Origin of the sequence: Commensalibacter melissae (assembly GCF_009734185.1) — a bacterium.
In the GTDB taxonomy this organism is placed as follows: Bacteria; Pseudomonadota; Alphaproteobacteria; order Acetobacterales; family Acetobacteraceae; genus Commensalibacter; species Commensalibacter melissae.
This window is the reverse complement of the sequence record NZ_CP046393.1, coordinates 918,582-944,425: the sequence shown is the minus strand read 5'-3', so window position 1 is coordinate 944,425 and position 25,844 is coordinate 918,582. Positions and strand designations below refer to the sequence as shown.

At 37.8% G+C, this 25,844-nt stretch carries 20 protein-coding genes and 1 tRNA gene; 4 read left to right on the top strand and 17 right to left on the bottom strand.

Annotated features, from left to right (window positions below):
- Positions 1–15 precede the first annotated feature (15 nt).
- Positions 16–1,308, bottom strand: coding sequence for a serine hydroxymethyltransferase (gene glyA, locus GN303_RS04200; protein ID WP_110438973.1), 1,293 nt, complete (start codon positions 1,306–1,308; stop codon positions 16–18).
- Between the two features lie 182 nt (positions 1,309–1,490).
- Between glyA and GN303_RS04195 the strand changes: the two genes are divergently transcribed.
- Both GN303_RS04195 and hemB read left to right on the top strand, forming a co-directional pair.
- Positions 1,491–2,942 (top strand): APC family permease, encoded by a 1,452-nt coding sequence (locus GN303_RS04195; protein ID WP_110438972.1) that lies wholly within the window; start codon positions 1,491–1,493, stop codon positions 2,940–2,942.
- Between the two features lie 15 nt (positions 2,943–2,957).
- Positions 2,958–3,950: a porphobilinogen synthase gene (gene hemB, locus GN303_RS04190; RefSeq protein WP_110438971.1), complete on the top strand. Its 993-nt coding sequence runs from the start codon at positions 2,958–2,960 to the stop codon at positions 3,948–3,950.
- Positions 3,951–4,033: 83 nt separating this feature from the next.
- Here hemB and parC read toward each other — a convergent pair whose 3' ends face one another.
- The 11 genes from parC to GN303_RS04135 form a co-directional block, all read right to left on the bottom strand.
- Entirely contained in the window at positions 4,034–6,238 is a 2,205-nt protein-coding gene (gene parC / locus GN303_RS04185) for a DNA topoisomerase IV subunit A (protein WP_110438970.1), read from the bottom strand.
- 38 nt (positions 6,239–6,276) lie between these two features.
- The gene (locus GN303_RS04180) at positions 6,277–7,068 is read right to left on the bottom strand and encodes an MBL fold metallo-hydrolase (RefSeq protein ID WP_110438969.1); all 792 of its coding nucleotides are present in this window, start codon (positions 7,066–7,068) and stop codon (positions 6,277–6,279) included.
- Between the two features lie 14 nt (positions 7,069–7,082).
- Positions 7,083–7,874 (bottom strand): TatD family hydrolase, encoded by a 792-nt coding sequence (locus GN303_RS04175; protein WP_110438968.1) that lies wholly within the window; start codon positions 7,872–7,874, stop codon positions 7,083–7,085.
- Positions 7,874–9,415, bottom strand: a complete 1,542-nt coding sequence (metG, locus tag GN303_RS04170) for a methionine--tRNA ligase (protein WP_110438967.1) — start codon at positions 9,413–9,415, stop codon at positions 7,874–7,876. The genes GN303_RS04175 and metG overlap by 1 nt, the downstream gene beginning before the upstream one ends.
- Positions 9,412–10,365, bottom strand: a complete 954-nt coding sequence (locus tag GN303_RS04165; RefSeq protein ID WP_110438966.1) for an AAA family ATPase — start codon at positions 10,363–10,365, stop codon at positions 9,412–9,414. The genes metG and GN303_RS04165 overlap by 4 nt, the downstream gene beginning before the upstream one ends.
- Entirely contained in the window at positions 10,346–11,011 is a 666-nt protein-coding gene (gene tmk / locus GN303_RS04160) for a dTMP kinase (protein ID WP_110438965.1), read from the bottom strand. Before tmk ends, GN303_RS04165 begins: the two co-directional genes overlap by 20 nt.
- Before the next feature lie 20 nt (positions 11,012–11,031).
- Positions 11,032–12,270 carry a D-alanyl-D-alanine carboxypeptidase family protein gene (locus GN303_RS04155; RefSeq protein WP_110438964.1) on the bottom strand — a complete coding sequence of 413 codons (1,239 nt, stop codon included), beginning with the start codon at positions 12,268–12,270 and terminating at the stop codon, positions 11,032–11,034.
- Between the two features lie 8 nt (positions 12,271–12,278).
- Entirely contained in the window at positions 12,279–13,151 is an 873-nt protein-coding gene (locus GN303_RS04150) for an SPOR domain-containing protein (RefSeq protein WP_110438963.1), read from the bottom strand.
- A 68-nt stretch (positions 13,152–13,219) separates the two neighbouring features.
- Complete coding sequence (locus tag GN303_RS04145) at positions 13,220–14,221, bottom strand: lytic murein transglycosylase (RefSeq protein WP_110438962.1); 1,002 nt, start codon at positions 14,219–14,221, stop codon at positions 13,220–13,222.
- A gap of 69 nt (positions 14,222–14,290) precedes the next feature.
- Positions 14,291–14,902, bottom strand: coding sequence for a fumarylacetoacetate hydrolase family protein (locus GN303_RS04140; RefSeq protein WP_197037474.1), 612 nt, complete (start codon positions 14,900–14,902; stop codon positions 14,291–14,293).
- Positions 14,903–15,033: 131 nt separating this feature from the next.
- Positions 15,034–15,108 (bottom strand) — tRNA-Val (locus tag GN303_RS04135).
- A 121-nt stretch (positions 15,109–15,229) separates the two neighbouring features.
- On the opposite strand from GN303_RS04135, the gene GN303_RS04130 reads away from it, so the two are divergent.
- The gene (locus GN303_RS04130; protein ID WP_110438960.1) at positions 15,230–16,084 is read left to right on the top strand and encodes an N-formylglutamate amidohydrolase; all 855 of its coding nucleotides are present in this window, start codon (positions 15,230–15,232) and stop codon (positions 16,082–16,084) included.
- Positions 16,085–16,197: 113 nt separating this feature from the next.
- On the top strand, positions 16,198–18,039 hold the full coding sequence (gene htpG / locus GN303_RS04125) for a molecular chaperone HtpG (protein WP_110438959.1): 1,842 nt from the start codon (positions 16,198–16,200) through the stop codon (positions 18,037–18,039).
- A 75-nt stretch (positions 18,040–18,114) separates the two neighbouring features.
- On the opposite strand, the gene panB is transcribed toward htpG, so the two are convergent.
- The 5 genes from panB to proS form a co-directional block, all read right to left on the bottom strand.
- Complete coding sequence (gene panB / locus GN303_RS04120) at positions 18,115–18,927, bottom strand: 3-methyl-2-oxobutanoate hydroxymethyltransferase (RefSeq protein WP_110438958.1); 813 nt, start codon at positions 18,925–18,927, stop codon at positions 18,115–18,117.
- A 128-nt stretch (positions 18,928–19,055) separates the two neighbouring features.
- Positions 19,056–22,487 carry a DNA polymerase III subunit alpha gene (dnaE, locus tag GN303_RS04115; RefSeq protein ID WP_110438957.1) on the bottom strand — a complete coding sequence of 1,144 codons (3,432 nt, stop codon included), beginning with the start codon at positions 22,485–22,487 and terminating at the stop codon, positions 19,056–19,058.
- A 16-nt stretch (positions 22,488–22,503) separates the two neighbouring features.
- The gene (locus GN303_RS04110; RefSeq protein WP_110438956.1) at positions 22,504–23,193 is read right to left on the bottom strand and encodes an ABC transporter ATP-binding protein; all 690 of its coding nucleotides are present in this window, start codon (positions 23,191–23,193) and stop codon (positions 22,504–22,506) included.
- Complete coding sequence (locus tag GN303_RS04105; protein ID WP_110438955.1) at positions 23,186–24,445, bottom strand: lipoprotein-releasing ABC transporter permease subunit; 1,260 nt, start codon at positions 24,443–24,445, stop codon at positions 23,186–23,188. The genes GN303_RS04110 and GN303_RS04105 overlap by 8 nt, the downstream gene beginning before the upstream one ends.
- A gap of 7 nt (positions 24,446–24,452) precedes the next feature.
- On the bottom strand, positions 24,453–25,775 hold the full coding sequence (proS, locus tag GN303_RS04100) for a proline--tRNA ligase (RefSeq protein ID WP_110438954.1): 1,323 nt from the start codon (positions 25,773–25,775) through the stop codon (positions 24,453–24,455).
- Positions 25,776–25,844 lie beyond the last annotated feature (69 nt).

Genomic DNA, 25,844 nt, shown 5'->3' with positions numbered 1-25,844 from the left:
ATACCCTTGAAATAATTAGTGTTTATATATGGGAAAGCGTTTACATAAAGCCATGACTTTTTTGCGAACAGCTTTTTCTGCAAAACTGTTATCATTATCTTTGGCTTTTGCCAATGGGGTTAGAACTTCATTTATCAAAAGACCAATTTCACGAAATTCTGCTTCACCAAACCCTCTAGTTGTCCCTGCTGGACTACCTAGACGAATACCAGAAGTAATGGCCGGTTTTTCCGGATCAAAAGGAACCGCATTTTTATTTGCGGTTATTCCCGCTCTTTCCAAACTTTCTTCCGCCTGTTTTCCCGTTACTTTCTTGGGACGTAAATCAACAAGTAACAAATGGCTGTCTGTACCTTTTGTAACAATATCAAATCCACATTCAATCAAAGTGTCTGCCAATACACGGGCATTATTTGCCACCGCTTTTTGATAGGTCTTGAATTCTGGACGCATTGCTTCAGCAAAGGCCACCGCTTTTGCAGCGATGACATGCATCAATGGACCACCCTGTAATCCGGGAAATACTGCTGAATTGATTTTTTTAGCCAAATCGGGACTGTTTGTTAAAACAATTCCTCCACGAGGTCCACGTAAAGTTTTATGCGTTGTACTGGTGACAATATCAGCGTAATCCATTGGATTTGGGAAAAGGCCTGCCGCAACCAATCCAGCAAAATGAGCCATGTCAACCATCAGAAAAGCACCAACTTCATCGGCAATTTTTCTGAAACGGGCGAAATCAATAATTCTGGGATATGCAGATCCACCTGCAATAATCAAACGTGGTTTTTCATTTCTTGCAGTCGCTTCGAGCTCGTCATAATCAATCAAGCCATCATCTTTTCGAATTCCATAGTGCAATGCATGGAACCATTTTCCAGAAAAATTAGGTGCCGCACCATGGGTTAAATGTCCACCCGCTGCCAAATTCATTCCCAATACTTTTTCACCAGGTTTGACAGTAGCCATAAATGCAGCCAGATTAGCATTCGCACCAGAATGTGGTTGAACATTGGCAAATTGCGCGTTGAAAATTTTCTTGACACGTTCAATTGCCAGAACTTCCACCTTATCAACTTCACCACATCCGCCATAATAACGACGTCCGGGATATCCTTCAGCATATTTATTCGTCAATACGCTACCCTGAGCCTCTAAAACTGCCTTGGAAACAATATTTTCACTTGCTATTAACTCAATACCGTCCTGTTGACGGGTAAGTTCGCTTTGTAAAGCTGCGTAAACCTCAGGATCTGTTTGAGAAACATCAGATTGAAAAAATTGATGATATAAATTATTTTCGGACATTCATGGATTCCTAGAAAACTACATATTTAAGAGACTCTTTATTAAATATTCAATTTTGTGATTTTCTGCAATTAAATATGTAAGATAATACGCTATTACTGAAAAAATAAATTCCAAAAAAATATGATTTATTTTAAGAACTTTACACGATATTGTGATAAATTTTAAAAAAGGGCTATTCTATGGATCTATCCAAGAGAAAATCACTATTTAGAAAAAAATCCATAGAAAATAACCAGCATGAAAACGGTTTGGCGCGCGTAATCGGCATGCCTAGTCTGATTTTTTTTGGCGTTGGTGGAATTGTTGGAACCGGACTCTTTACAGTTACAGGTATTGCTGCATCAGAACATGCTGGTCCCGCCGTACTTCTTTCTTTCCTAATAGGAGCTTTGGCATGTTCATTCATAGGATTATGTTACAGTGAACTTGCTGGAATGATTACAGAATCGGGCAGTTCTTACAGTTATATCTATATCGCTATGGGAGAATTTATAGCCTGGATTGTTGGATGGAATTTGGTGCTTGAATATTCTGTCGGAGCAGCAGCGGTAGCGGTAAGTTGGTCACAATATTTAAAGTCAATTCTGATAAGTTTTCACTTACACCTACCCTATCAATTTTTCGCTTCACCACTAGAGAAAATAAATATAAACGGCCAGAATATTTCTGGGATATTGAACCTTCCATCCACATTTGTCATCATATTTCTGTCTCTTTATCTGATACAAGGGATTAAACAATCCTTTCGAATGAACAATATGATTGTTTTGATCAAGTTGTTTGTTGTATTTGCTGTTATCGCTTTTGGATTTTCCTATGTTGATTTTGACAATTTCAAGCCTTTTATCCCAGAAAATACAGGTCAATTTGGTCATTTTGGCATTTCAGGAATCTTTCAAGCTGCCGGCATGATCTTTTTTGCCTATATAGGTTTTGATAGCGTAGCTTCTACTGCACAGGAAGTTAAAAATCCATCAAGGGATATCCCGAAAGCTATTTTAATAATCATTACAATTACAGCACTCATTTATGTCACGTTTGCCTTTGTTATTGTTGGGCTTGTCAATTTTCATCAATTGCTTGGCAATGGCGCACCTGTGGCAACAGCCATTGATCACACCCCTTATAAATGGTTACAGCCCGTAATCAAATTCAGTATCATCATTGGTTATTTTCCTGTTCTTGTATTACTTCTTGTAGGTCAAACACGTATCTTTTTTACCCTTTCCAAAGACGGTTTGATTCCCAAATTCTTTTCTGTTATTCATCCCAACCATAAAACTCCTCATCTATCACACATGTTTTTTATGGTTTTTATTTGTATTCTATCTGCCTTTATTCCTATTTCAATTTTAAGTGAAATGTGCTCTATAGGTGCATTATCCGCCTTTTTTTTCGTATGTATATCAGTAATGATTTTACGTCGAACCCATAAAGATTTCCCTCGGCGTTTTAAGGTGCCAGGTGGCGATATCATACCGATATTTGGCACTTTGGTTTGTTGTGTGCTGATGTATTCCCTAAGCAATATAACATGGTTAACCATTGGGGGATGGATGTTCATAGGTATAATTATTTATTGGCTTTATGGTCATAAACACAGTAAATTACAACAGAAATTTCATAATTAATTAAGGATTGATACCATGATTGGAAACTTTCCTCTGACTCGTATGCGACGCAATCGAATTGATTCTGCAACGCGTCGTCTGGTAGCTGAAAATAAATTAAGTAAAGATGATTTGATTTGGCCAATTTTTATTATTGAGGGCAACAATATTGAAACAGAAGTTTCTTCAATGCCTGGAATTAAACGGGTTACTGTTGATCGTCTGGCTGCATATATAGAACCTGCTGCAAATCTGGATATCCCCGCGCTTGCATTATTTCCTGTAACCACCAACGATAAACGTGATCCAGAGGGAAAGGAAGCCTATAATCCCGATAATCTAATTTGCCGTGCATCAAGAGAACTTAAAAAAAGATTTCCAGAAATATTATTAATCGGGGATGTAGCTCTTGATCCTTATACTAGCCATGGCCATGACGGAATAATAAAAAATGGTTATGTTGCCAATGATGAAACCATAGAGATACTAGTCAGGCAATCGATTAATCAAGCCCGAGCAGGTATGGATTTTATCGCGCCTTCTGACATGATGGATGGTAGGGTCGCGGCAATCCGAAAGGCATTGGACAATGATAATTTTGTTAATACACGAATCATGTCATATGCCGCAAAATATGCCAGTGTTTATTATGGACCTTTCAGAGATGCGCTGGAATCTGGAAAACTTTTAAAAGGCGATAAAAAAACTTATCAGATGGATCCTGCCAATAGTCGAGAGGCTCTTTCTGAAGTAGAACTCGATATTCAAGAAGGTGCTGATTCAGTTATCATCAAACCGGGATTGCCCTATTTGGACATAATCCGGATGGTAAGAGATAGATTCAATATTCCAATTGTCAGTTACCAGGTTTCTGGTGAATATGCCATGTTGAAAAACGCGATTAACCGTGGTTATCTTGATAATAATCAGGCTATTCTTGAAACACTTCTCTGTTTCAAGAGAGCTGGAGCAAATGCAGTTATGACTTATTTTGCTCCAGTAGCGGCAAAATTATTAAAACAGTTATAATTTTCATCTATATGGGGATATTTTAAATATTAATTAATTAATTAATTAATTATTTTATAAATATCCTTTGGACTAGAATAAGACTAAATTCTCAACCAATTAGGAGATTTATGTCCAACAGATGCACGATTACCTATATAATTTTCCAATATTTCAAAATTTCTGACTTTTGTTTGACCAGGCATTGTAAAACCAATCTCAGAATCAAAAACTATAACCAGTTTCAGTTTTCCTTTACCCAATTTCTGTAATAGAACACCACTACCCTTTTTTAATTCAGGAATTTGTTCTAGGGGAAATATCAGAAATTTACTGGATGAATTCGCAATGGCAATATAATTTCCTTTACCTTCAAGACAAGCGAATGTTTTTTCATTATCCTTTAAAGTTAGAACTTGTTTACCCGTTTTCCGTTCAGTAACTAGATTTTCCCCAGAAATGACAAATCCCTTTGCTGAGGTTGAAACAAGAACATATTTCTTTTTTTCATCTAAAATAAAAAATTCAATAATCTCAGCATCATTTGCTATGTCAGCAAGAAGACGTATAGGTTGACCATCACCTCGGCCTCTTGGTAAATCTAATGCCTTTATATTGAATGATTTACCTTCACTACCGATAATGCAAATTCGATCATTACTATGACATTCCAATATTTTAAATAAATGATCCCCTTCTTTGAATTTCAGCTTATCACTGTCAAGATTATGTCCTTTCAAAGCACGTATCCAACCTTTGGAGGATAAAATAATTGTCAGAGGTTCACGTTCCACCTCTTCCAGAATATCCATAACATCTATTGTTTTAGGCGCTTCAGAAATTTCCGTTTTTCTCAAACCATCATCGGACTGACCGAACGTTTTCAAACCCTCTTTCAATTCTTTGTTGATTTCTTTCCAGCAAAGAGATTCACTTGCCAGCAACGTTTTTAAATTAGATTTTTCATTGGTGAGTTGTGCATATTCATTTTTTATTGCATTTTCTTCCAATCGTCTCAAACTTCTCAAACGGATATTGAGAATGGCTTCAGTCTGAACATCTGACAGATTGAAAGTTTGCATCAAAACAGTTTTAACTTCATCTTCATCTCGAATTATACGAATAACTTCATCAAGATTTAGATATACCGCTAATAAACCCTCCAGAATTTCCAATCGCTGTTCAATAACATTTAACCGATATTGACTTCGACGTTTTAGGACTTCATAACGATGATCCAACCATGATTTCAAAATGGCTTTCAATCCCATCAATTTAGGAACGGCATTACGATCAAGCACATTCATGTTGTAAGCAAACCGGTTTTCCAAGACAGTCAGTTTAAACATGGATTCCATTAAAATTTCAGGCTGCACTGTTTTAACTTTGGGCTCTAATATAAGCCGTATTTCATCAGTACTTTCATCTCTTATATCTGCCAATAATGGAAGTTTCTTCTGTTCCATCAAAGTGGCTATCTGTTCAATCAATTTGGATTTCTGCACTTGGTAGGGTATTTCCTTAACAACGATAACCCAAGTTCCAAATCGGCCATGTTCAACTTCCCATTTTGCCCTGAGCCTTAATGAGCCTCGACCAGTTTCGTAAGTTTGTTGAATAACATTTTGATTTTCAACAATTTTCCCACCTGTTGGAAAATCTGGACCTTTTACAAAATGCAACAAATCCTGTGTAGAAGCATCAGGATTTTTAATAAGGGTCATAGCGGCCTGATAAATTTCACCCACATTATGTGGGGGAATATTTGTTGCCATTCCAACAGCAATTCCGCTTGCACCATTTGCCAAAAGATTTGGGAATGCACCTGGTAAAACAACAGGTTCTTTTTCCTCTCCATCATAGGTATCACGAAAATCAACACAATCTTCATCGATACCTTGCAATAAAAACTGGGCAATTTTTGTCATACGGGATTCTGTATAACGCATAGCCGCAGCATTATCACCATCAATGGAACCAAAATTTCCCTGTCCCTCAATTAAGGGATACCGTACAGCGAAATCCTGTGCGAGACGAACGAGCGCTTCATAGACAGCGGCATCCCCATGGGGATGATATTTACCAATAACATCCCCAACAATACGGGCGCATTTCTTAAATCCTGATTTTGGATCAAGTTTCAATTGACGCATGGCATATATCAAACGACGATGAACAGGTTTCAATCCATCCCTTACATCTGGTAATGAACGCGACATTATTGTTGACAGGGCATAGGCCAGATAGCGTTCACTTAATGCCCTTGCAAAGGGAGCGTCCTTGATTAAACCGTCAGATGCAGCAGTCATATTATACTCTTGTATGTTTTAATTTATTATTTGTATGATTACGAAGAATAGAGAATTAGTCCATCATAGGCAACTTCGATGTCCGGCGGCAGATTTGCCTTTAGCCAATTCCAATCCATATCAGGTCCCATATGCGTTAAAATCGTTCTTTTTGGCTTGATAATTTTTTTCCATTCCAGAACCTTGCCAATCCATGCATGGGCAGGATGTTCATTCCGTTGAAAACATCCCACAATAAACAGATCAAGATTGGATAAAATTTTCAACCCTTGTTCTGGAATCCGAACCACATCAGTACAATATGCCACATCACCACATCGTATGCCCATGGATTTACAAAAACCATGTATCTGTTCACATGTTTGAATAGATTGATTTTCAATCATGAAGTTATCATAATAATCAATCTGATGAACATCCAAAACTGGACGAAAAAAATATGGTTGGGTTTTCCATGGCTTAAATGCGTAGGCAAATCTTGATTTCAATTCAGATAATGTATCTTTCGTTGCATATATTGGTAAGGCTTTACCCAAAACTCTGTTGATTGAACGCAATTCATCCAGACCAGCAATATGATCTGCATGTGCATGAGAATAAATGACAGCGTCAACCCTGCCAATTTTTTCTCTCAATAACTGAGTTCGTATATCAGGACCTGAATCAATTAGAATTCTTTTGCCATTATTCAACTCAATAACGATAGAGGATCGAGTTCGTTGATTCTTTTGTTCCAGGGGATCACATATTCCCCAATTCCCCTGACCATCATCACCTCCTACCAATGGGACACCACCCGAACCTCCGCATCCCAGAATAGTGATTTTCATTAAACAATTTACCTTTAAAAAGACGCCTTTTTAAAAAGACGATGAAAATTATCTGTTGTTTGTTTTTTAAACGTTTCAAAATCAACCGCCAACAATTTTGCCATAAATTCTGCTGTTTGATAAACATATGCAGGTTCATTTTGTTTGCCCCGAAATGGTACGGGAGCCAGATAAGGAGAATCAGTTTCAACAAGAATTTTATCTTGAGGTAAATGAAGAACGATATCGCGTAAATCCTGGGCTTTTTTAAAAGTGATTATACCTGAAATACTAATATATCCACCCAAATCTAGAACTGTTTCGGCCAGTTTCATACTAGATGTAAAACAATGAATTAAAAATGGAAATCCTCCCCCTTTTTCTGTCTCTCTCTTTAAGATTTTGGCAATATCATCATCTGCATCCCGGGCATGAATACATACAGGCAATCCAGTTTGTTGCGAGGCACGGATATGATTTTCAAAAGATTCTTTCTGTCGTTCAAAAGCCTCTTGTTTACCGTAAAAATAATCAAGTCCGGTTTCACCTATACCTATAACTTTGGGATGATTGGTTAATTCAACAATTCTGTCAACAGAACAAAGAGGTTCATCCATCACATATTCAGGATGAGTTCCAATCGTGCACCATACACTCAAATGATCAGTTGTATAATCGGTTATTCTTATTTGCTGCCGCGCATTTGATAAACGCGTTCCTATTGTTACAACTTCACCCAAACTTGCATGTGTTGCACGATCAATAATGGCTTTTTTTTCATCATCATCAAAAAAATCAAGATGGCAGTGTGAATCAACCAGATGCATCAGATTTGTTCAGCTTCCGTATAACGAGGAAAAATAGGAGAAGGTAAGGGTAATTTTATTCCTGAATGAATTTCTTTTTCAAGATCTGAAAAATTACGTTCATTTTTACCAACCCCAAGCTGGGTCAATAATTTATCCATACTATTAGGCATGAATGGCTGTAAACAAGTGGCAATTTCGCGCAACACATCAACCAAGGTTCTTAAAACAGTCTTCATACGCTCGAAATCAGTTTTTTTCAATTTCCATGGCGCCTGATGATCGATATATGCATTTGAAGCGCGTATAACCTTCCAAATATCCTCTAAAGATTCATTAAAAGCCTGACGGTCCATTTGTTCCCTTAATAAAATCGGCAACAGTTTAGCTTTTGCTATCAACTGTATATCCACATCCAATCTTTTTCCAGTATCTGGTAAAATACTGTCACAATTTCTGGTAATTTGAGTCAAAGTTCTCTGTGCAAGATTACCCAGATCATTGGCCAATTCATTATTCATGCGATTGATCAGGGATTGTCTGCTATAGTCTCCGTCTCCACCGAAAGGAACTTCACGCAAAAGAAAAAATCGGACAGGATCCAGTCCGAAATCATTGATCAATTCAATAGGCTCAACAACATTTCCTACTGATTTACTCATTTTTTCACCTTCAACAGTCCACCAGCCATGCGAAAATATTCGTCTGGGAACTTCCAAACCCGCCGCCATTAAAAAAGCTGGCCAATACAACGCATGGAAACGTGCAATTTCCTTCCCCACCAAATGCAAATCTGCTGGCCAAAAACGCCACCGATCTGATAATTCCGTATCAGGATAGCCCAATGCGGAAATATAATTTGTCAACGCATCGAACCATACATACATGACATGATCCTTATCGCCTGGAACTGGAATACCCCACTTGAAACTCGTACGACTGATGGATAAATCACGTAAACCAGATTTTACAAAACTTAACAGTTCATTCTTACGACTTTCTGGGCCGATAAATTCTGGATGCAATTCATAAAATTCCAACAACTTGTCTTGCCAGGCAGACAATCTAAAAAAATAGGATGGTTCTTTTAACCATTTGACCTGTGCCCCTGTGGGCGCAATCTTTTGTCCATCTGCTGTAGTAGTTAGTTCATCTTCACTATAATAACACTCATCCCTGAGTGAATACCACCCTTCATAAGCGCCAAGATAAATGTGACCAGCATCAGCGATTTTTTTCCATAAAGTCTGGCAGCTTCTTTTATGACGTTCCTCGGTCGTTCGTATAAAATCATTATATGATATGTTTAACTGATCAGCCATATTTCTGAATTTTGCAGAAATTTCATTTACAAATATTTCCGATGTTTGTTCATTATTGTGGGCAGCCTGCTCTACCTTTTGTCCATGCTCGTCAGTACCCGTCAAAAAGAATACATCATATCCATCCAATCGTTTGAATCGGGCCAAAACATCCGCAGCGATTGAGGTATAGGCATGACCAATATGGGGTAACCCGTTTACATAATAAATCGGGGTGGTTATCATATAATGGTTTTTCATAATTCACTTACTAGTTCGAAATCGGAAATTAGGGTTTGTCTTTTATCCAAATTAAAAGATTCTGTATCTTTATGCCATTTTAAAATTTTTTGCCAAATGTCAATCCATTCCATTACTGTTCGAGATGGATTGCCAAATCGTTTCTGCCTTGATTTTATAGCCTCACCGATCAGCATATTGAATTTATCTGTCAATAAGCTAAAAAAAACAGAAAATCCATCTTCTTTTTGTAAAATATACTTAACTTTTTCATTCAGCTCACTTCCTTTAAAAGGCTTCTCGAAAAAGGCATCAACAATATTTTGCAAATTTGAGGCGTCAGAATTCAATAATGATAATGCTTTACCGATCGATCCCTGAGACAGGGTAATTATCTTTTGATATTCTGCCTCAGAATATTCGGGGGCTAATTTAATCAAGGCTTCTAATAAAACAGTATTTGATAAGGGATGAAGCATTAATTTACGACAACGACTTAAAATCGTTGGCAACAAACGGTTTGGATGTGCAGTGATTAAAAAAATTAAAGCAGCATCTGGTGGCTCTTCCAAAATTTTTAATAAGCTATTGGCCGCATTCTGATTCATCAAATCCGCCTCTTCGATAATGACAATGCGCCACCCGCCATTGGCAGAAGTCAATCGTAAAAACGTTCCAACCGTTTTTATATCATCCATCAAAATTTCCGAACGAAGACGGTTTTTCTTTTCATCTATTCTTCGACTAACCGTTAATAAATCAGGATGACTACCCGCCCTTATCTTAGCCAACACATTTTCAGAGCTACCAAGAATCAAACGAATGACATGATTGACAAAAGTTTTTTTGCCTACCCCGACCTCACCACATATCAACCATGCATGATGAAGCTTATTTTGGAAAATGACTTGTTTGAAACAATCATATTCCCTTTCATGTCCCCATAAAGAGTCATCTAGTTTTGCTGTCATTGTTTTTAATATATCTTGATTCAGATAGTTTATGCGTGACGAGATTGTAAACTTCCCGAGTTACCTCATGCAATAATTTATGAGCTTTGATAACTTTACATCGATTTTTATTATTTTTAGCTATCAATTGAAAACCATTCAGAACACGATAATGAAAATCATACCCGAGTTGTTCATAAGCATCAATTTTTGTTTGACGTTTTAGACAACGCTCAATAAGCGTTTCATAAGGGGCATCGAATATCAATGTTAAATTGGGAATTAAATCTATCAAATTGGATAATTTTTGAATAAATTCCAAAATATCCGGATTTTCCTTACCTAATCCATAACCTTGATATGCCAGTGTTGAATCAATAAAACGATCACACAGCACTATTTTACCCTGCTGCAGCGCTGGCTTTATGACCTGATCTACATGATCGCACCTTGCGGTAAAATGAGCCAGGATTTCAGCTTTAAGCGAAAAATCGCAATTCCCAAATAACAATAATTTCCTAATGGCCTCGGCACCCGTTGTTCCACCTGGCTCACGGGTTAAGAGAACATCAATATTATCTTTTTGCAGCTTTTCTTTCAATAATTGAGCTTGTGTAGATTTTCCAGCACCTTCACCGCCCTCAAAAGTAATAAAATATCCTGACATAAATAATAAAATAATGTTGATTAATTTTTATTCGTTAATCGATAGCTTACATTTTTCATCATACGTGAAATAATATTAGCTTTTTCAACAGTCTCACCAGCTATTATGGGAACTTGTACAGTAATTCCACCATTTTTTACGGACAGAGAGGCCTCAACATTTTGTCCTTTCATAACAGGTACGGACAAAGGGGCATTATAATCAAGGGTTACCTTCAATTTTTCACGCATCCCGACAGGCAAGGTTAAAACAAGATTTTCACCTGCAACCAGCGGAACTGTTTCTTGTGCTCCCATCCAAACTGGTGCCTGTTCAACAATATCCCCTTTATTGAATAACTTAACATTTTCAAATTGATTGAAAGACCATTCTATCAAACGTTCACTCTCATGGGCCCGCATATTCATCGAGGTTAATCCATTGACCACCATTATGACCCGACGACCATTCCGTTCAGAACTGGCACATAATCCATAACCGCCAGCATCAGTATGTCCTGTTTTCAAACCGTCCGCAAGCCCTTTGTCTACCAAAACATTTCGATTGCCCTGGGTGATTTTATTAAAAGTGAATTCTTTTTCGGAAAAAAAATGATAGTATTCGGGATAATCATGAATAAGATGATAGGCTATCAGAGCAATATCACGGGCAGACATCAGATGATTGCTATCCGGCCATCCGGTACAGTTCATAAAATGAGAATTCCGCAATCCCATCTTGGGCGCCATTTCATTCATCATGGATACAAACTGCTGTTCAGATCCGGCAATTCCTTCGGCAAGTACAATACAGGCATCATTCCCGGACTGTATAACAACACCCTGGATCAAATCCTGGACAGAAACTTGTCCATTCAGGGGAACAAACATTTTTGATCCCTGCATTTTCCAGGCTTTCTCACTTACGGGAAGCAACTGATCAAGTTTTAAACGCCCGGTTCGCAGCATGGCAAAAACAATATAACAGGTCATGATTTTTGTCAAAGACGACGGATGCATAGGTTGGTCTGCCAATTTATCCATCAAAACGGTACCTGTATTATAATCCATGATAAAGGCGTATTGTGCCAACGTATCAAAAAGACCTATTGGTGTTACGGCTGGTGGACCATTCGAAACCGTTTCTTGAGTTGCTGACGAGAATTTCCTTCCTGCCGCCTTACGAATGGCTCTTCGGGCACTTGCTGAATTTGAATCTATCAGAGCCAGAGATGCAGCTACGCCACTAATTCCAGTCAATATTGATCTACGAGTATGCACGCTTGTTCCTATTCAACTATAATTTTGGCACCCTTAATGCCAGATTTTAACAAATAATCAAGATTTTGATCAGCACTTTCGACTGATTGATAGGGACCAGAACGAACATGCAATATTCTGCGCCCTCCTTCAAAACTATAGATCACTCTCCCACCAATACGTGCCGCCAATTTATTAGCATAAATTCGCAAGGTGAAAGAGCCACAATCAATCCATATTTGCCCCCCTGTAATTTGACCTTGCGTAAAAGTGACGGGCAAATCTTTTAATATTAATGAAGAATTTAATGCTTTTTGGAAAGTGGGATCTGATTTTTTTTTCGCATCATTTTCGCTTGATTTGCCATTCAGATTTTCAACCATGATTGTATCCAAAGGCGCAGTGTTAACTTTCATTTCCGTTTGCGGACCATTGGGCATTTCAAAAGCAAGATTTTGGCTTTGATTTTCTTCCTCAACAATTTCGATTTTCGCTGTTTGCCCGTTTGAAATTCCCAATAATTCACCAGCTTTTGGCGTCAATTCCAACAATCTTGAAGGATAAGATGATGGACGATCATTTAAACGAATTAAAATTTCCCTACCATTGTCAACATTGCGAACTTTTATAATACTCGGTAATTGCAATGTGGGATGTGCGCCTGTCATACGTTGCGGGTCATAATATTCCCCATCAGCAGTCACTTTATCTTTCTGATTTTTGGATATAACTGCCAAACCTGTTGAATGATAGGCAAAATTTTCCTCTGGATAATACCATTGTTCCCCAACCTGATAAGGTTGACCAACTACATAGTGAATCTGAGCTGGTTGCAACGGTTTTTCTTCCTTGGTACAACAGGCTATACTTATCAACAATAGAGAAAATAAATATTTTTTCACGATATAATTCAAATTCACAAAATTAATATTTTGTTATTTTATATTTATATTACAAAAAAACAATCATTTTATGCAATCATCGCATCTCCCAGCAATCCGACTGCAAGTGCATAATAATCCGAAGGGTTGTAGCGGCGTATTACATTAAAATTATGATAAATCATAAAACCATTATTATTTTTCTCATCCGGTTTCAAAATACTGCCATAAATATCCAGACGGGAAAAATCCGAACCATCTGATCGCTTAACACCCATTGATTTCCATTCACCAAGTGTTTTTGAAACATGATGTCCGATATATGAACCATTGAAATCATTTGGCAATAAAATTTTTTGTCCCCAGGGTTCAGATCCATGCCAACCATTTTTCTTCAGATAATTGGCAATTGAAGCCAGTACATCTTTTTCATTTGTCCAAATATTTGGATGACCGTTTCCTGAAAAATCAACCGCATACCGTAAATATGCACTGGGCATAAATTGGGGCTGACCCATTGCACCAGCATAACTGCCCATCATATTTTCGGGATTGATATTTCTATGATTAAGAATTCTTAATGCATTCATGAGCTCAATTTTGAAAAATTTAGCTCTTCTACCTTCATAAGCCAAAGTTGCCAAAGCATCAATAACATTAAATTTTCCGAGAAATTTGCCATAAAAGGATTCTATTCCCCATATTCCAACTAGTATAGAAGGATCAACTTCATAACTCTGCCAAAGGGCAGTCAAAAACGTTTGAAGTTCATGAAATTTATTGCGACCTTGTTCTATTTTTTCTACTGTTATGACTTTTTTGTAATATTGTTGCCATGTCATGACAAATTCTGGCTGTTTATGATCAAGTTCAATCACTTTTTTATTCGGTAAAGAATAATTCAAAGCATGCCTCATAATAGAGGCATTCATTCCTAACTGAACAGCCTGTTGATATATATTGAATAGAAAGGATTTATATTCGGATGATGATCTCGCAAAAACGGGTATATTCGAAAAAACAAATTTTCCACTTCCAACTGCCATAACTGCTGTGCCAATAGAATTTGCCAAAAATTGTCTTCGCCTCATCGCTATTACCCTTTTATGTCGATTAAAATACATTGGCTTACCAAATAATTTTAATTAAAAATTATGTAATTATTTTACTTTCACTATAGCAATTTCATTTTCCTGCAAAAAGAGTGATATTTGATCCCCAGATTTCAGTTTGCCTACACCCTTTGGCGTACCAGTGAAAATCACATCTGATTTTTTTAATGGAACAAACTGGCTAATATAGGATATAATCTTGCTGAAATTAAATATCATGTTATTGCTATTACCTCTCTGACGCTCTTTTCCATTTAATTTCATTGAAAAGCAAATAGGATGAGATAACAGTTCCTTTTTTACAAAAGAGGAAAGGTAACAGGAATCTTTAAAACCCTTTGCCAAAAACCAGGGTAATTTTTTCTCTTTCAATGCTGTTTGCAGGTCTCTAGCCGTCAAATCAAGGCCAAGAGCGATTTCATCATAATAATTTTCGGCTTTGTTCTCCGAAATTTTAAAACCATCCTGGGAAATCTTTAATACAATTTCTGTTTCATAATGAATATCCTGTGAAAAATCAGGTAGGATAATTGTATCTCCCTCTACCAAGGAGGTGTTGGGTTTACTAAAAATTACGGGGACAGATTCGATTTGATTTCCCAATTCTTTTGCATGTTCAGCAAAATTTCTGCCAACACAATAAATATTATTAATCATCATTTTATCCAATACACAAACAGGAAATTTTAGATGTTTTTTAAATTATACAGGTAAATTATGATGATTATACGTATAAACGAAAGACAATAATTTTTGAATGATGATTAGTTTTTTTCACGGTTATGATAAGATGGTGGGCGCAACAGGGATTGAACCTGTGACCCCTACCATGTCAAGGTAGTGCTCTCCCGCTGAGCTATGCGCCCATCTTAACGTTTGATAAACTGCTTGATACACATCTTGGTTTAAAAGCGCAAGTGGTCAAATGCAAAAAAATAAAATATTTTATATAAAATCATTCTTTTTTTCCGTTAGCAAGGTTATTTTGTGCCAATTCATAAAACAAAAATATATCATTTACAAAAACCTGATAATAATGTTTTACCGTTTTTAGTCAGCTCACCTCATTCTGGACAATTCTATCCACAGAATTTGCTTGAACTAACAAGATTACCCTTGGATGAATTACGCAAGAGTGAAGACAGTTTTGTCCATGAACTTTTTCATCATGTATCTAATTATGGTGGAAGTTTGTTAAATGCAGAATTATCCCGTATTTTCTGTGATCTCAATCGATGGGCATGGGAACTTGATCCAAAAATGTTCAAAGAACAACTTCCCCCATGGTGTGATACAGAATCCGCTCGGGTAAAAAACGGAATTGGAACAGTTCATAAAATCAGCAATTCAGGAAAAGTTATTTTCAAATATTATCTTTCATTTACCCATATTGAAAAACTAATTCAAAATTATTGGTTTTCCTATCATCAACAAATTAAAAATTTTATTCATAACTTTAAAAACCGTTTCAATGGAGGCATCATCCTCGATGTACATTCAATGCCATCCCCACGCATCCAAACCCCTGCCTTTGCAGATATAATATTAGGGGACAATTTTTCAAAAAGCTGTTGCCCGCTGTTAATAAACCAGACTGCTAGATATTTTCAATCAAAAGGCTTGACAGTGAAAAAAAATATACCTTATGCAGGAGGGTATATTACCAGTCATTATGGAAATCCTTTTAAAAATATTCATGTTTTACAAATTGAAATAAATAAAAAATTGTATTTGAATGAAGAATGTTTCCAACTCAATGAAAATTTTTTTAGAATTCAAAAAATTATGACTGAATTTCTGATTATGATTACCAGTCAGTGGAAAGAAATTTTAAAAATTTAATTGTTACCAAAAAAAATTATTAATTGTCTTCGTTAATTTCCAGTTTATTTTGTTATATAATTAATTCAAATTTAATTTTAACCCATAAATATGATAAAGGCTTACAAGTGAAAATGAGTGATGCAACATCTACGCATGCTGAAGAACAACACAATTTTAGTGCAGAAGTTGAACGCCTTATGGATCTGGTTGTTCATGCACTTTATTCAGAGAGAGAAATTTTTTTAAGAGAATTAATTGCCAACTCTGCAGATGCATTGGATAGAAGACGTTTTGAATCGCTTACCAATCAAACAGTTGCCTTGCCCGATAAACCCCAAATATTTTTAACCGTTGATAAAAAGGGAAATTTATTAACGATCAGTGATGATGGTCTCGGTATGAGTAAGGATGAGATGATCCAAAATCTTGGAACCATTGCAAAATCAGGAACAAGAGCGTTTGAAAAACAGCTCAAGGATGCCAAACCCGAAGATCGTGTTAACCTCATCGGTCAATTTGGTGTTGGATTTTATTCAGCCTTCATGGTGGCGGATAAAGTTGAGGTGATTTCACGACGTGCCGGATCGGATGAAGCCTGGGCATGGAACTCTGAAGGTAAAGGTAAGTATAGTATCGCTTCCTCAACAAGAAATACACCTGGTACAGATGTTATTCTTCATATTAAAAAAGATGCTGAAGAATATTTGGAAAGCATGCGACTGGAGAATATTATCCGTAAATGGGCAGATCATATTGCCTGGCCCATTACGATTAAACAGGATGACAAAGAAACATCCGCCAATGAAGGTCAAGCAATCTGGACAAAACCACGTGGCGATATATCCGATGAACAACTAGATGAATTCTATCGTCATGTAACCCATTTATTTGACAAACCACTGGCTACGCTTTTATGGCATGCTGAAGGCGTGATTGAATTCACTTCTTTGTTATTTATTCCCGGAATGGTTTCTCCATTCGCACCAGTCGATCAAGAAAGAAAAAGCAAGGTACGATTGCATGTACGCCGTATGTTTATTACTGATGAAGCGGACATGCTTCCACCTTGGTTACGTTTCATTCAGGGGATTGTGGATACTGAAGATCTTCCCCTAAATGTATCCAGGGAAATGCTACAAAACACACCCGTTCTTGCACGTATTCGTAAGAACCTTGTTAACCGTGTGATCAGTGAATTAAAAAAACTTTCGGAAGATAAAGAAAAATATACAAAGTTTTGGGAACTTTTCGGGGCAGTTCTTAAAGAAGGACTTTGGGAACCCAATGAAAACAATGATACAATTGCCAAAATCTCAAGATTCTATTCATCTACCGTTGATGGTTTGACAAGTCTTTCCGACTATGTGGGACGTATGAAAGAAAATCAGGAGGCCATCTATTTCTTGGCTGGAGATTCCCTTGAAGTCTTAAAAACCTCACCTCATCTTGAAGGTTTCAAGGCACAAGGAATCGAGGTTTTATTATTCACTGATCCCGTGGATGCTTTCTGGCCTGATCGTTTTGGAAAATTTGAGGAAAAACCTTTACGCAGCATTACCCGTGCCAAGGAAGATCTCGATAAACTTATGGGAAAGGAGGAAAGATCCAACAGCGAGGAAGAAGAAAAACTTTTAAAAACTTTGATGGAAAGTTTGAAAGACAAAATTACGGATGCTCGCATGACGACACGCCTTGTTGACAGTCCTGTAATTTTGGCTGCAAAAGAGGATGGACCCGATTTACAGATGCAACGTTTAATGCGTCGTAACGATCGCTCGATTCCTTCAGCCCCACCTGTTCTGGAAATTAATCCTAATCATAATTTAATCAAATCTTTAATCAAGAAAGTAAATTCAGGCGAGAATATAGATGAAGCTGCATTTATACTGCTTGATCTTGCAAAAATACAGGATGGGGAAATGCCATCTGATCCAACATTATTTGCAAAACGTATTGCAGCCGCATTAGCATAATCCTAGATATATCAAAAATGGCGATGCATCAATGAATGCTCGCCTTTTTCAAAACCTTAACAAGAAATATTTGGTCTATTTTTCAAAACAGAATTCAGCGCTTGGAAAAGTTCTGGATCTGACTTCCATGGCATAAGATTTGACTGCCTCTTCCATTGTTTGACCAATTTGGGCATACCGTTTAACAAATTTTGGTTTAAATCCCTGAAAAACGCCAAAAATATCATCACATACCAAGACTTGTCCATCACAGGCTGGAGAAGCACCAATTCCAATTGTTGGAATTGATAATTGTTCTGTAATTGTTTTTGCCACTGATTCAACCACTCCCTCCAAAACAATTGCAAAAGCACCCGCATTGGCAATAGCATTACTATCCCGCATGACTTTTTCAATTTGTTTGGCATTTTTTCCTGCAATTTTAAACCCACCCATGGTTTGAACAGCTTGCGGCATCAATCCAACATGTCCACAAACAGGTATACCTCTTTTGACAAGAAATTCAACGGTTTCGGCCATTTCCTCCCCACCTTCCAGTTTAACTGCTGCTGCACCAGTTTCCTGCAATATGCGTGCTGCGTTCCTAAAGGCCTGCTGCGGATTTTCCTGATAGGAGGCGAAAGGTAAATCAACCATCACACACGCATTTTTTGATCCACGCATAACAGCCTTGCCATGTTCGATCATCATTTCAACTGTCACGGCCAAAGTCGTGTCAAATCCGTAAATGACCATCCCGAGTGAATCACCCACAAGTATCAAATCAACATGATGATCCACAATTTGTGCAACTGAAGCAGTATAGGCAGTCAAGGAAACAATTGGTTCCTTATTTTTTTTCGCCGATATCTGGGGAACAGTAATTCTTTTGATCTTATTCTCTATCATTCAAATCTCTATGATTTATAACTGATTAAACCTATTGTAAAATATTAATAACTATTTATTATTTATGATGTTTTAACCAGCCCGATTAACAAATTATTTCAAAAAATTTTATTATAATTTTTTATTTTTTAGAATTGATCTACTTTTTCAACGCCATTGATCACTTTGATATGCTGTGCAAGAACGGGTGATACATTATAGTATCCTGGTAATAAAATTTCCACCTCTTGTTGCTGAACAAGATTGGGAATTAAAATGATTTTACCATTGCCTTTCTGCGTATTTTCCAGCAATTTTGAAATTGTTTCTACAGCCTGGACGTCATCAATCCATATTTTGAGTTCCTTGACCAAACCGGATATCGCTGTTTCAAGATCTTCCACGTGATTTGCCGTTATACGCAAATTTTCTGCATCCAACCTTAAATCAACCGTTACGATAACCATTTTACCAGTTACAAGCAAATCACGGAAACGGTTCAAACTTTCAGAAAAAAAAGTTATCTCACAGGCTCCAGTTTTATCCGATAATCCAACCCAAGCCATTTTGGTCCCTTTACGGGTAGGACGTTCCTTACAATTTAATATACAGCCAGCAAGTTTAATTCTTCCCTCTCCGGAACGAGCAATTGTTTCGAGATTATTTATCGGTTGTATTCCCAATTTGATCAGTAAAGCCCTAAACGAATCTAGTGGGTGAGCTGTCATATGATAGCCTATTGCTTCAGCTTCCAAAGTTAACCGTTCAATTTCGGGCCATTCAGCCACACTGTTAATTTTTAACGGTTCTGCCATTTGTGCCGTGGCATTTTGAAATAATCCAATTTGGCCACTTGCTTTTTCCTCTTTTCGTGCATGGGCTCTCCGTAAAATCACTTCGGCTGATGCAAAAACCATATGTCTGTTATTTTCGATTGAATCAAAAACACCCGCCTTGGCAAGATTTTCAAGTTGGCCCTTATTTAAATTCTGATAATCAATGCGTTCGGCAAAATCTGCAAGATTTTTGAAATCTCGACCATCCCGATCATGAACCAAGGCTTCCATAGCGCTAAAACCCGCTCTTTTAACTGCAGCTAATGCATAGCGTATAGCCAAACTGCCATCAGGTTTTTTTTCAATTTCAAAATCAGCACCGGATTTGTTGATATCAGGAGGCAAGACAGAAATACCAATTCTTTTCGCCTCTTGTCGAAGAATGGCTAATTTATCCGTTTTTTCTCGTGCCAGTGACATACATGCGGCAAAAAAAGCCACTGGATAATTCGCTTTCATCCATGCTGTCTGATAAGAAACCAGAGCATAAGCAGCAGCGTGGGATTTATTGAACCCATAATCAGCAAACCGCGCCATCAAATCAAATATCTCTATCGCTTTTTGCCGATCAATACCATTTTTAGTTGCACCTTCAGTAAAAATCTCACGCTGCTTATCCATTTCGGAACGAATTTTCTTACCCATTGCTCGACGTAAGAGATCCGCCCCTCCAAGACTATAATTAGCCAATCTCTGGGCAATTTGCATGACCTGTTCTTGATAGACCATGATGCCATAAGTCTCTTCAAGAATATCCCTTATTTTTTCATGCGGTGATTGCCATTCCTCTCCGTGCTTACGTCGACAATAATCGGGAATATTGGCCATCGGGCCTGGTCGGTACAAAGCGACAGCGGCAATCAGATCCTCTATACGACTGGGCTGCATTTGACGCAAAACATCACGCATCCCGGCGCCTTCAAATTGAAAAACGCCTCCGGATTCACCTCGACTCAACATTTCATAAGTCAGGGTATCATCAAGCGGAATTTTCGACAGATCAATATGTTGTCCCAACTTTTCCAGCATTTTAACAGCTCGCTGCAAAATCGTCAGGGTGGTTAATCCTAAAAAGTCAAATTTAACCAACCCAACCTGTTCGACAAATTTCATATTATATTGCGTAACAAGCATATCACTTTTCGGATCACGATAAAGCGGCACAAGTTCAACCAGCGGACGGTCCCCTATGACCACACCCGCTGCATGCGTACCTGCATGTCGGTATAATCCCTCCAACTGCAAAGCCACTTGTAAAAGACGATGTATATTTTCATCTGTTGCCTGCATTTCCTGTAATCTAGGTTCAGTTTCAATGGCCTGTTTCAAGGTAACTGGATGGGCGGGATTGTTTGGTATGAGTTCAGCAACCTTATTGACCATTCCGAAAGGAAATCCAAGAACACGACCAACATCACGAACAGCAGCACGCGCAGCCAATTTTCCAAAAGTTATAATCTGTGCTACCTGGTTGGTTCCATAGGCTTGTCTTACATATTCAATGACTTCATCTCGCCGGTCTTGACAAAAATCGATATCAAAATCCGGCATTGAAACACGTTCAGGATTTAAAAAGCGCTCAAACAGCAAATTAAAGCGCAAAGGATCCAAATCAGTAATCGTCAATGCCCAGGCCACCAAGGATCCTGCCCCAGATCCCCTTCCCGGTCCGACAGGAATATCATGTTCCTTGGCCCATTGAATAAAATCAGCAACTATAAGAAAATAACCTGAAAAGCCCATATTCTTGATAATATTTATTTCGTAATCAAGACGATCTACATATTTCTGGCGATGATCTTGTGTAAGATCGCAAATGGATATCAAACGTTTTTCCAGACCTGATTTTGCCATTTGTTCAAGCGTATCCTCGGCCGTTGTCCCCGCCTTTATTTTTCTACTATGTGGCAGCATAGGTTTTCTGGTTTCAATTTTAACTGCACACCGTTTTGCGATTTCAATCGTGTTACCGCATGCTTCAGGAAGATCCGAAAACAGAGCGCACATCATTTCCGGTGGCTTGAACCAGTGTTCAGGTGTAACTTTCCAACGATCCTGCATATCAACAGTACATCCCTGCGCAATACAAATTAGCGCATCGTGCGCCTCGTACAATTCAGGAGTCGGAAAAAAACATTCATTTGTTGCTACAAGGGGTAAGCCATACCGATCTGCCAGATTAATTAAACCTGGCTCAACCGATTTTTCCTCAGCCAGATTATGACGTTGCAATTCAACAGCCAAACGCCCTGGAAAAGCTTTTGCAAACTGTTCAAGCAACATAGATGCATGCTTTTCCTGACCTTCAGATAATAATTGAAATATAGGTCCGCGTGTTCCACCAGTTAAAAGAATCAAACCCTCTGAATGTTCACATATTGTATCTACATTGACAAAGGGATCCGATGGATCTCCTTTTAGAAAACCTTCTGATGAAAGAAATTGTAAATTCAACAATCCAATTTCATTTTGAGCCAACAAAACAATTGGCCAATTTGTAATATGACGCGGTTGCTCACCAAAAACGGGAATACCGATCTGGGATCCAATAATCGGCTGTATGCCTGCATCAACACAGGTTTTTGAAAATTCCAATGCTCCAAACAGATTTCCTGTATCCGTAATTGCGATAGCTGGCATGTTCATTGTCTTGGCCAGCTTAACCATTTGAGGTATGCGAATAGCCCCCTGACTTAGTGAATATGCAGAATGATTACGAAGATGGATAAAAGAGGCAAGAGACATCTATTTTTATACCTTATTATAAATGACAAGGAATTATTTTGCCTTCATGCAAGGTAACAATCCGATCCATTTTGGTGGCTAGGCAATGATTATGAGTAACGATCAAAGCCGTCAAACCTTCACTACGTACAACCTGTAACAGCAAATTAAAAACATGCTCGGAATTCTTTTCATCTAAATTTCCCGTTGGTTCATCCGCCAATAGAATTTTTGGTGAATTTACCAGAGCCCGTGCAATTGCGACCCGCTGTTTCTCTCCACCAGACAACTTTCCTGGGTAATGATCGAAACGATGACCAAGACCAAATTTCTTTAACCAGTCTCTACCTATATTTACCGCTTTCGTTTTAGAACCCCTTGCCATCAATTGTGGTATCAAAACATTTTCCAAGGCAGTAAATTCAGCAAGCAAATGATGAAACTGATAAACAAATCCTATTGAATTTAATCTTAATTGCGTTCTTTCCCGATCATTCAATCTGGATGATTTTCGATCTTGAATAATAATTTCGCCCTTTTGGGGTTTTTCAAGCAATCCAGCAATATGCAACAAGGTTGATTTACCCGTACCAGAAGGAGCAATCAGGGCAACAATTTCACCATGGTTGAGCGTAAAATCAGCATTGTGCAAAATTTGAAGGTTCTCATCACCATTTTTATAGGCATGTGAAATTTTATCTAACTGGAGGACAACTTGATTATTCATTTCTCAATGCCTCAACTGGATCCGTTTTTGCTGCTTTCCAAGATGGGTATAATGTCGCCAGTAAAGAAAGGAACAGAGCCATTGACACAACCTGTATCACATCTGACCAATCTAACTTAGCCGGCAAATGTTCAAGATAATAAACCTCAGGATTAAATAGATTTGTTCCCGTGATTTTTTGCAAACCCTGACGTATATGTTCTATATTTTTACAAAATAAAATTCCCAATACAGTTCCTATCAGTGTTCCTGTTACCCCAACAGATGCCCCGCACATCAGGAATATCCGCATTATCGCACCACGTGATGCCCCCATGGTTCTAAGTATGGCAATATCACGTGTTTTATCCTTGACCATCATAATCAAAGAGGATATGACATTAAAAGCAGCAACCAAGATAATTAACGCCAGAATAAGAAACATCACATTCTGTTCAACTTGCACTGCTCCAAAAAAAGCATTGTTGCTCTGAGTCCAATCGACAAATTTCAGATTATCATTTCTAAACGAATTCTCAAGTTGATGCGTAACAGCTTGAATATGGGTTGAATCATTCGAGAATATCTGGATCCCTGTTACCTCATCATCAAGCTGAAAATATTTCTGTGCTGCCCGCATCGGTAAAAAAACATAACTGGAATTATATTCATGCATACCAGAATCAAAAATACCAATAATTCTATAGGATTTGATTCTGGGAATATTACCCATTACTGTTGCGGACCCTTTAGGTGAAATTAAAGTTAACCTTGAACCAACTCCCAGATTTGCTTGCTCAGCAAGAGTTTCACCAATAATGATGACATCATCGCCTTGAAATTGTTTCAAAACTGTTGGATCGAGAGTTTTGCTAATGATTTTAAGTTTTTTCAAACCAGAAGCTGTCATTCCCCTAACCATTCCACCAGAGTTGAAATTTCCAGCATTTATCAACACTTGTCCTTCAATAAAGGGAATGGCTGATGTAATATAAGACATTTGTTCAATTCTGTTGGATAAATTATTATATCCCCTTAAAGAGGTTGGCCCATCATAAGATTGACTGTATACACTCAAATCTCCATTCAAGCCTAGTATACGTCCCAATAAATCAGCCTTGAAACCATTCATGACAGCCATAACGACTATTAATGTTCCAACTCCCAAGGCTATTCCTATTAATGAAAAAATAGCTATTATTGAAACAAAACGCTCACCTTTTCTTGCACGAAGATATCGTTTTGCAACCATTCTTTCAAAAGAGCCAAACATAAATCCATTACCTTTGATAAGAGGAAATATAATGCATCACCTGTTCTATAGATACTTCCATTCTTTCGCCGGTTTCACGACGTTTAATCTCGACAACATTATTACCTATCCCTCTTGGACCGATAATAATTTGCCAAGGGTGCCCTATCAAATCAGCATCTGCAAATTTCACTCCAGCCCGTTCATCACGATCATCATATAACAACTGTTCTTGATCCATTTTATACAATGCTTCACAAGCATCCTTACAAGCTTGATTCTTCAATCCCAAATTAATAATCACGGCTTTGAAAGGAGCAATAGCATCTGGCCATATTATCCCCTGATCATCATGTGATGATTCAATTATTGCCCCGACAAGACGGGAAACCCCAATACCGTAAGAACCCATGTGAGGATTTATTTTGTCACTATCAGGTCCTATCACAGAAACATTCATTGCTTCTGTATATTTTGTTCCAAAATAGAAGATTTGACCTACCTCAATTCCACGTCCTTCACAGCGTCTGGATTCTGGAACTTTTTGCCACTCATTCTGATCATGTTTTTCATCAGTGGCGGCATAAAATCGTGTCATACGTTGGAAGAAAGCGGCCAAGGATTCCTTATCATTTATATCAACCGGCATTTCAAGCCAGTTCTGTTCCGTGAAATCAGAATCAAAATAGATCCCGCTTTCACCCGTAGGTGCCAAAATAATAAATTCATGACTTAAGTCTCCACCTATCGGACCTGTATCAGCCAACATTGGAATTGCTTTTACACCAATTCTTTGAAATGTCCTGAGATAAGAAAGCATCATTTTATGATAGGTTACAACGGCATCTTCATAATTAAGATCAAAACTGTATCCATCTTTCATATAGAATTCCCGTCCGCGCATCACACCGAAACGTGGACGAATTTCATCCCTGAACTTCCACTGAATTTGGTATAAAAGCTGTGGAAGTTCTTTATAGGATTTTATAAATTGTCCAAATATATCCGTTATCATTTCTTCATTCGTGGGACCATATAAAAGATCACGTTTGTGACGATCAACAATACGAAGCATTTCCGGTCCATAAGCATCATAACGCCCAGAACGTTTCCATAAATCCGCCGATTGCAAAGTTGGCATCAAAACTTCCTGTGCATTGATAGCATTTTGTTCTTCCCTCACAATTCTCGATATATTGTCAAGAACTCTCAAGCCCAAGGGCAGCCATGCATAAATGCCAGAAGACATTTGCCGAACCATCCCTGTTCTTAACATGAGACGATGAGAGATAATTTGAGCTTCAGCTGGATCTTCTTTTAAAGTTGGAAGAAAACTGGACGATAGACGCATATTTATCCTATTAAAACCATATTTTTATGAAACATTACAATCGATCAATATTACTCAATATCAATAGAA

Bases quoted from the DNA above. Each gene is read 5' to 3' on its own strand.
- glyA (WP_110438973.1), bottom strand. From the start codon at position 1,308: ATGTCCGAAAATAATTTATATCATCAATTTTTTCAATCTGATGTTTCT.
- GN303_RS04195 (WP_110438972.1), top strand. From the start codon at position 1,491: ATGGATCTATCCAAGAGAAAATCACTATTTAGAAAAAAATCCATAGAA.
- hemB (WP_110438971.1), top strand. From the start codon at position 2,958: ATGATTGGAAACTTTCCTCTGACTCGTATGCGACGCAATCGAATTGAT.
- parC (WP_110438970.1), bottom strand. From the start codon at position 6,238: ATGACTGCTGCATCTGACGGTTTAATCAAGGACGCTCCCTTTGCAAGG.
- GN303_RS04180 (WP_110438969.1), bottom strand. From the start codon at position 7,068: ATGAAAATCACTATTCTGGGATGCGGAGGTTCGGGTGGTGTCCCATTG.
- GN303_RS04175 (WP_110438968.1), bottom strand. From the start codon at position 7,874: ATGCATCTGGTTGATTCACACTGCCATCTTGATTTTTTTGATGATGAT.
- metG (WP_110438967.1), bottom strand. From the start codon at position 9,415: ATGAAAAACCATTATATGATAACCACCCCGATTTATTATGTAAACGGG.
- GN303_RS04165 (WP_110438966.1), bottom strand. From the start codon at position 10,365: ATGACAGCAAAACTAGATGACTCTTTATGGGGACATGAAAGGGAATAT.
- tmk (WP_110438965.1), bottom strand. From the start codon at position 11,011: ATGTCAGGATATTTTATTACTTTTGAGGGCGGTGAAGGTGCTGGAAAA.
- GN303_RS04145 (WP_110438962.1), bottom strand. From the start codon at position 14,221: ATGAGGCGAAGACAATTTTTGGCAAATTCTATTGGCACAGCAGTTATG.
- GN303_RS04140 (WP_197037474.1), bottom strand. From the start codon at position 14,902: ATGATGATTAATAATATTTATTGTGTTGGCAGAAATTTTGCTGAACAT.
- htpG (WP_110438959.1), top strand. From the start codon at position 16,198: ATGAGTGATGCAACATCTACGCATGCTGAAGAACAACACAATTTTAGT.
- panB (WP_110438958.1), bottom strand. From the start codon at position 18,927: ATGATAGAGAATAAGATCAAAAGAATTACTGTTCCCCAGATATCGGCG.
- dnaE (WP_110438957.1), bottom strand. From the start codon at position 22,487: ATGTCTCTTGCCTCTTTTATCCATCTTCGTAATCATTCTGCATATTCA.
- GN303_RS04110 (WP_110438956.1), bottom strand. From the start codon at position 23,193: ATGAATAATCAAGTTGTCCTCCAGTTAGATAAAATTTCACATGCCTAT.
- GN303_RS04105 (WP_110438955.1), bottom strand. From the start codon at position 24,445: ATGTTTGGCTCTTTTGAAAGAATGGTTGCAAAACGATATCTTCGTGCA.
- proS (WP_110438954.1), bottom strand. From the start codon at position 25,775: ATGCGTCTATCGTCCAGTTTTCTTCCAACTTTAAAAGAAGATCCAGCT.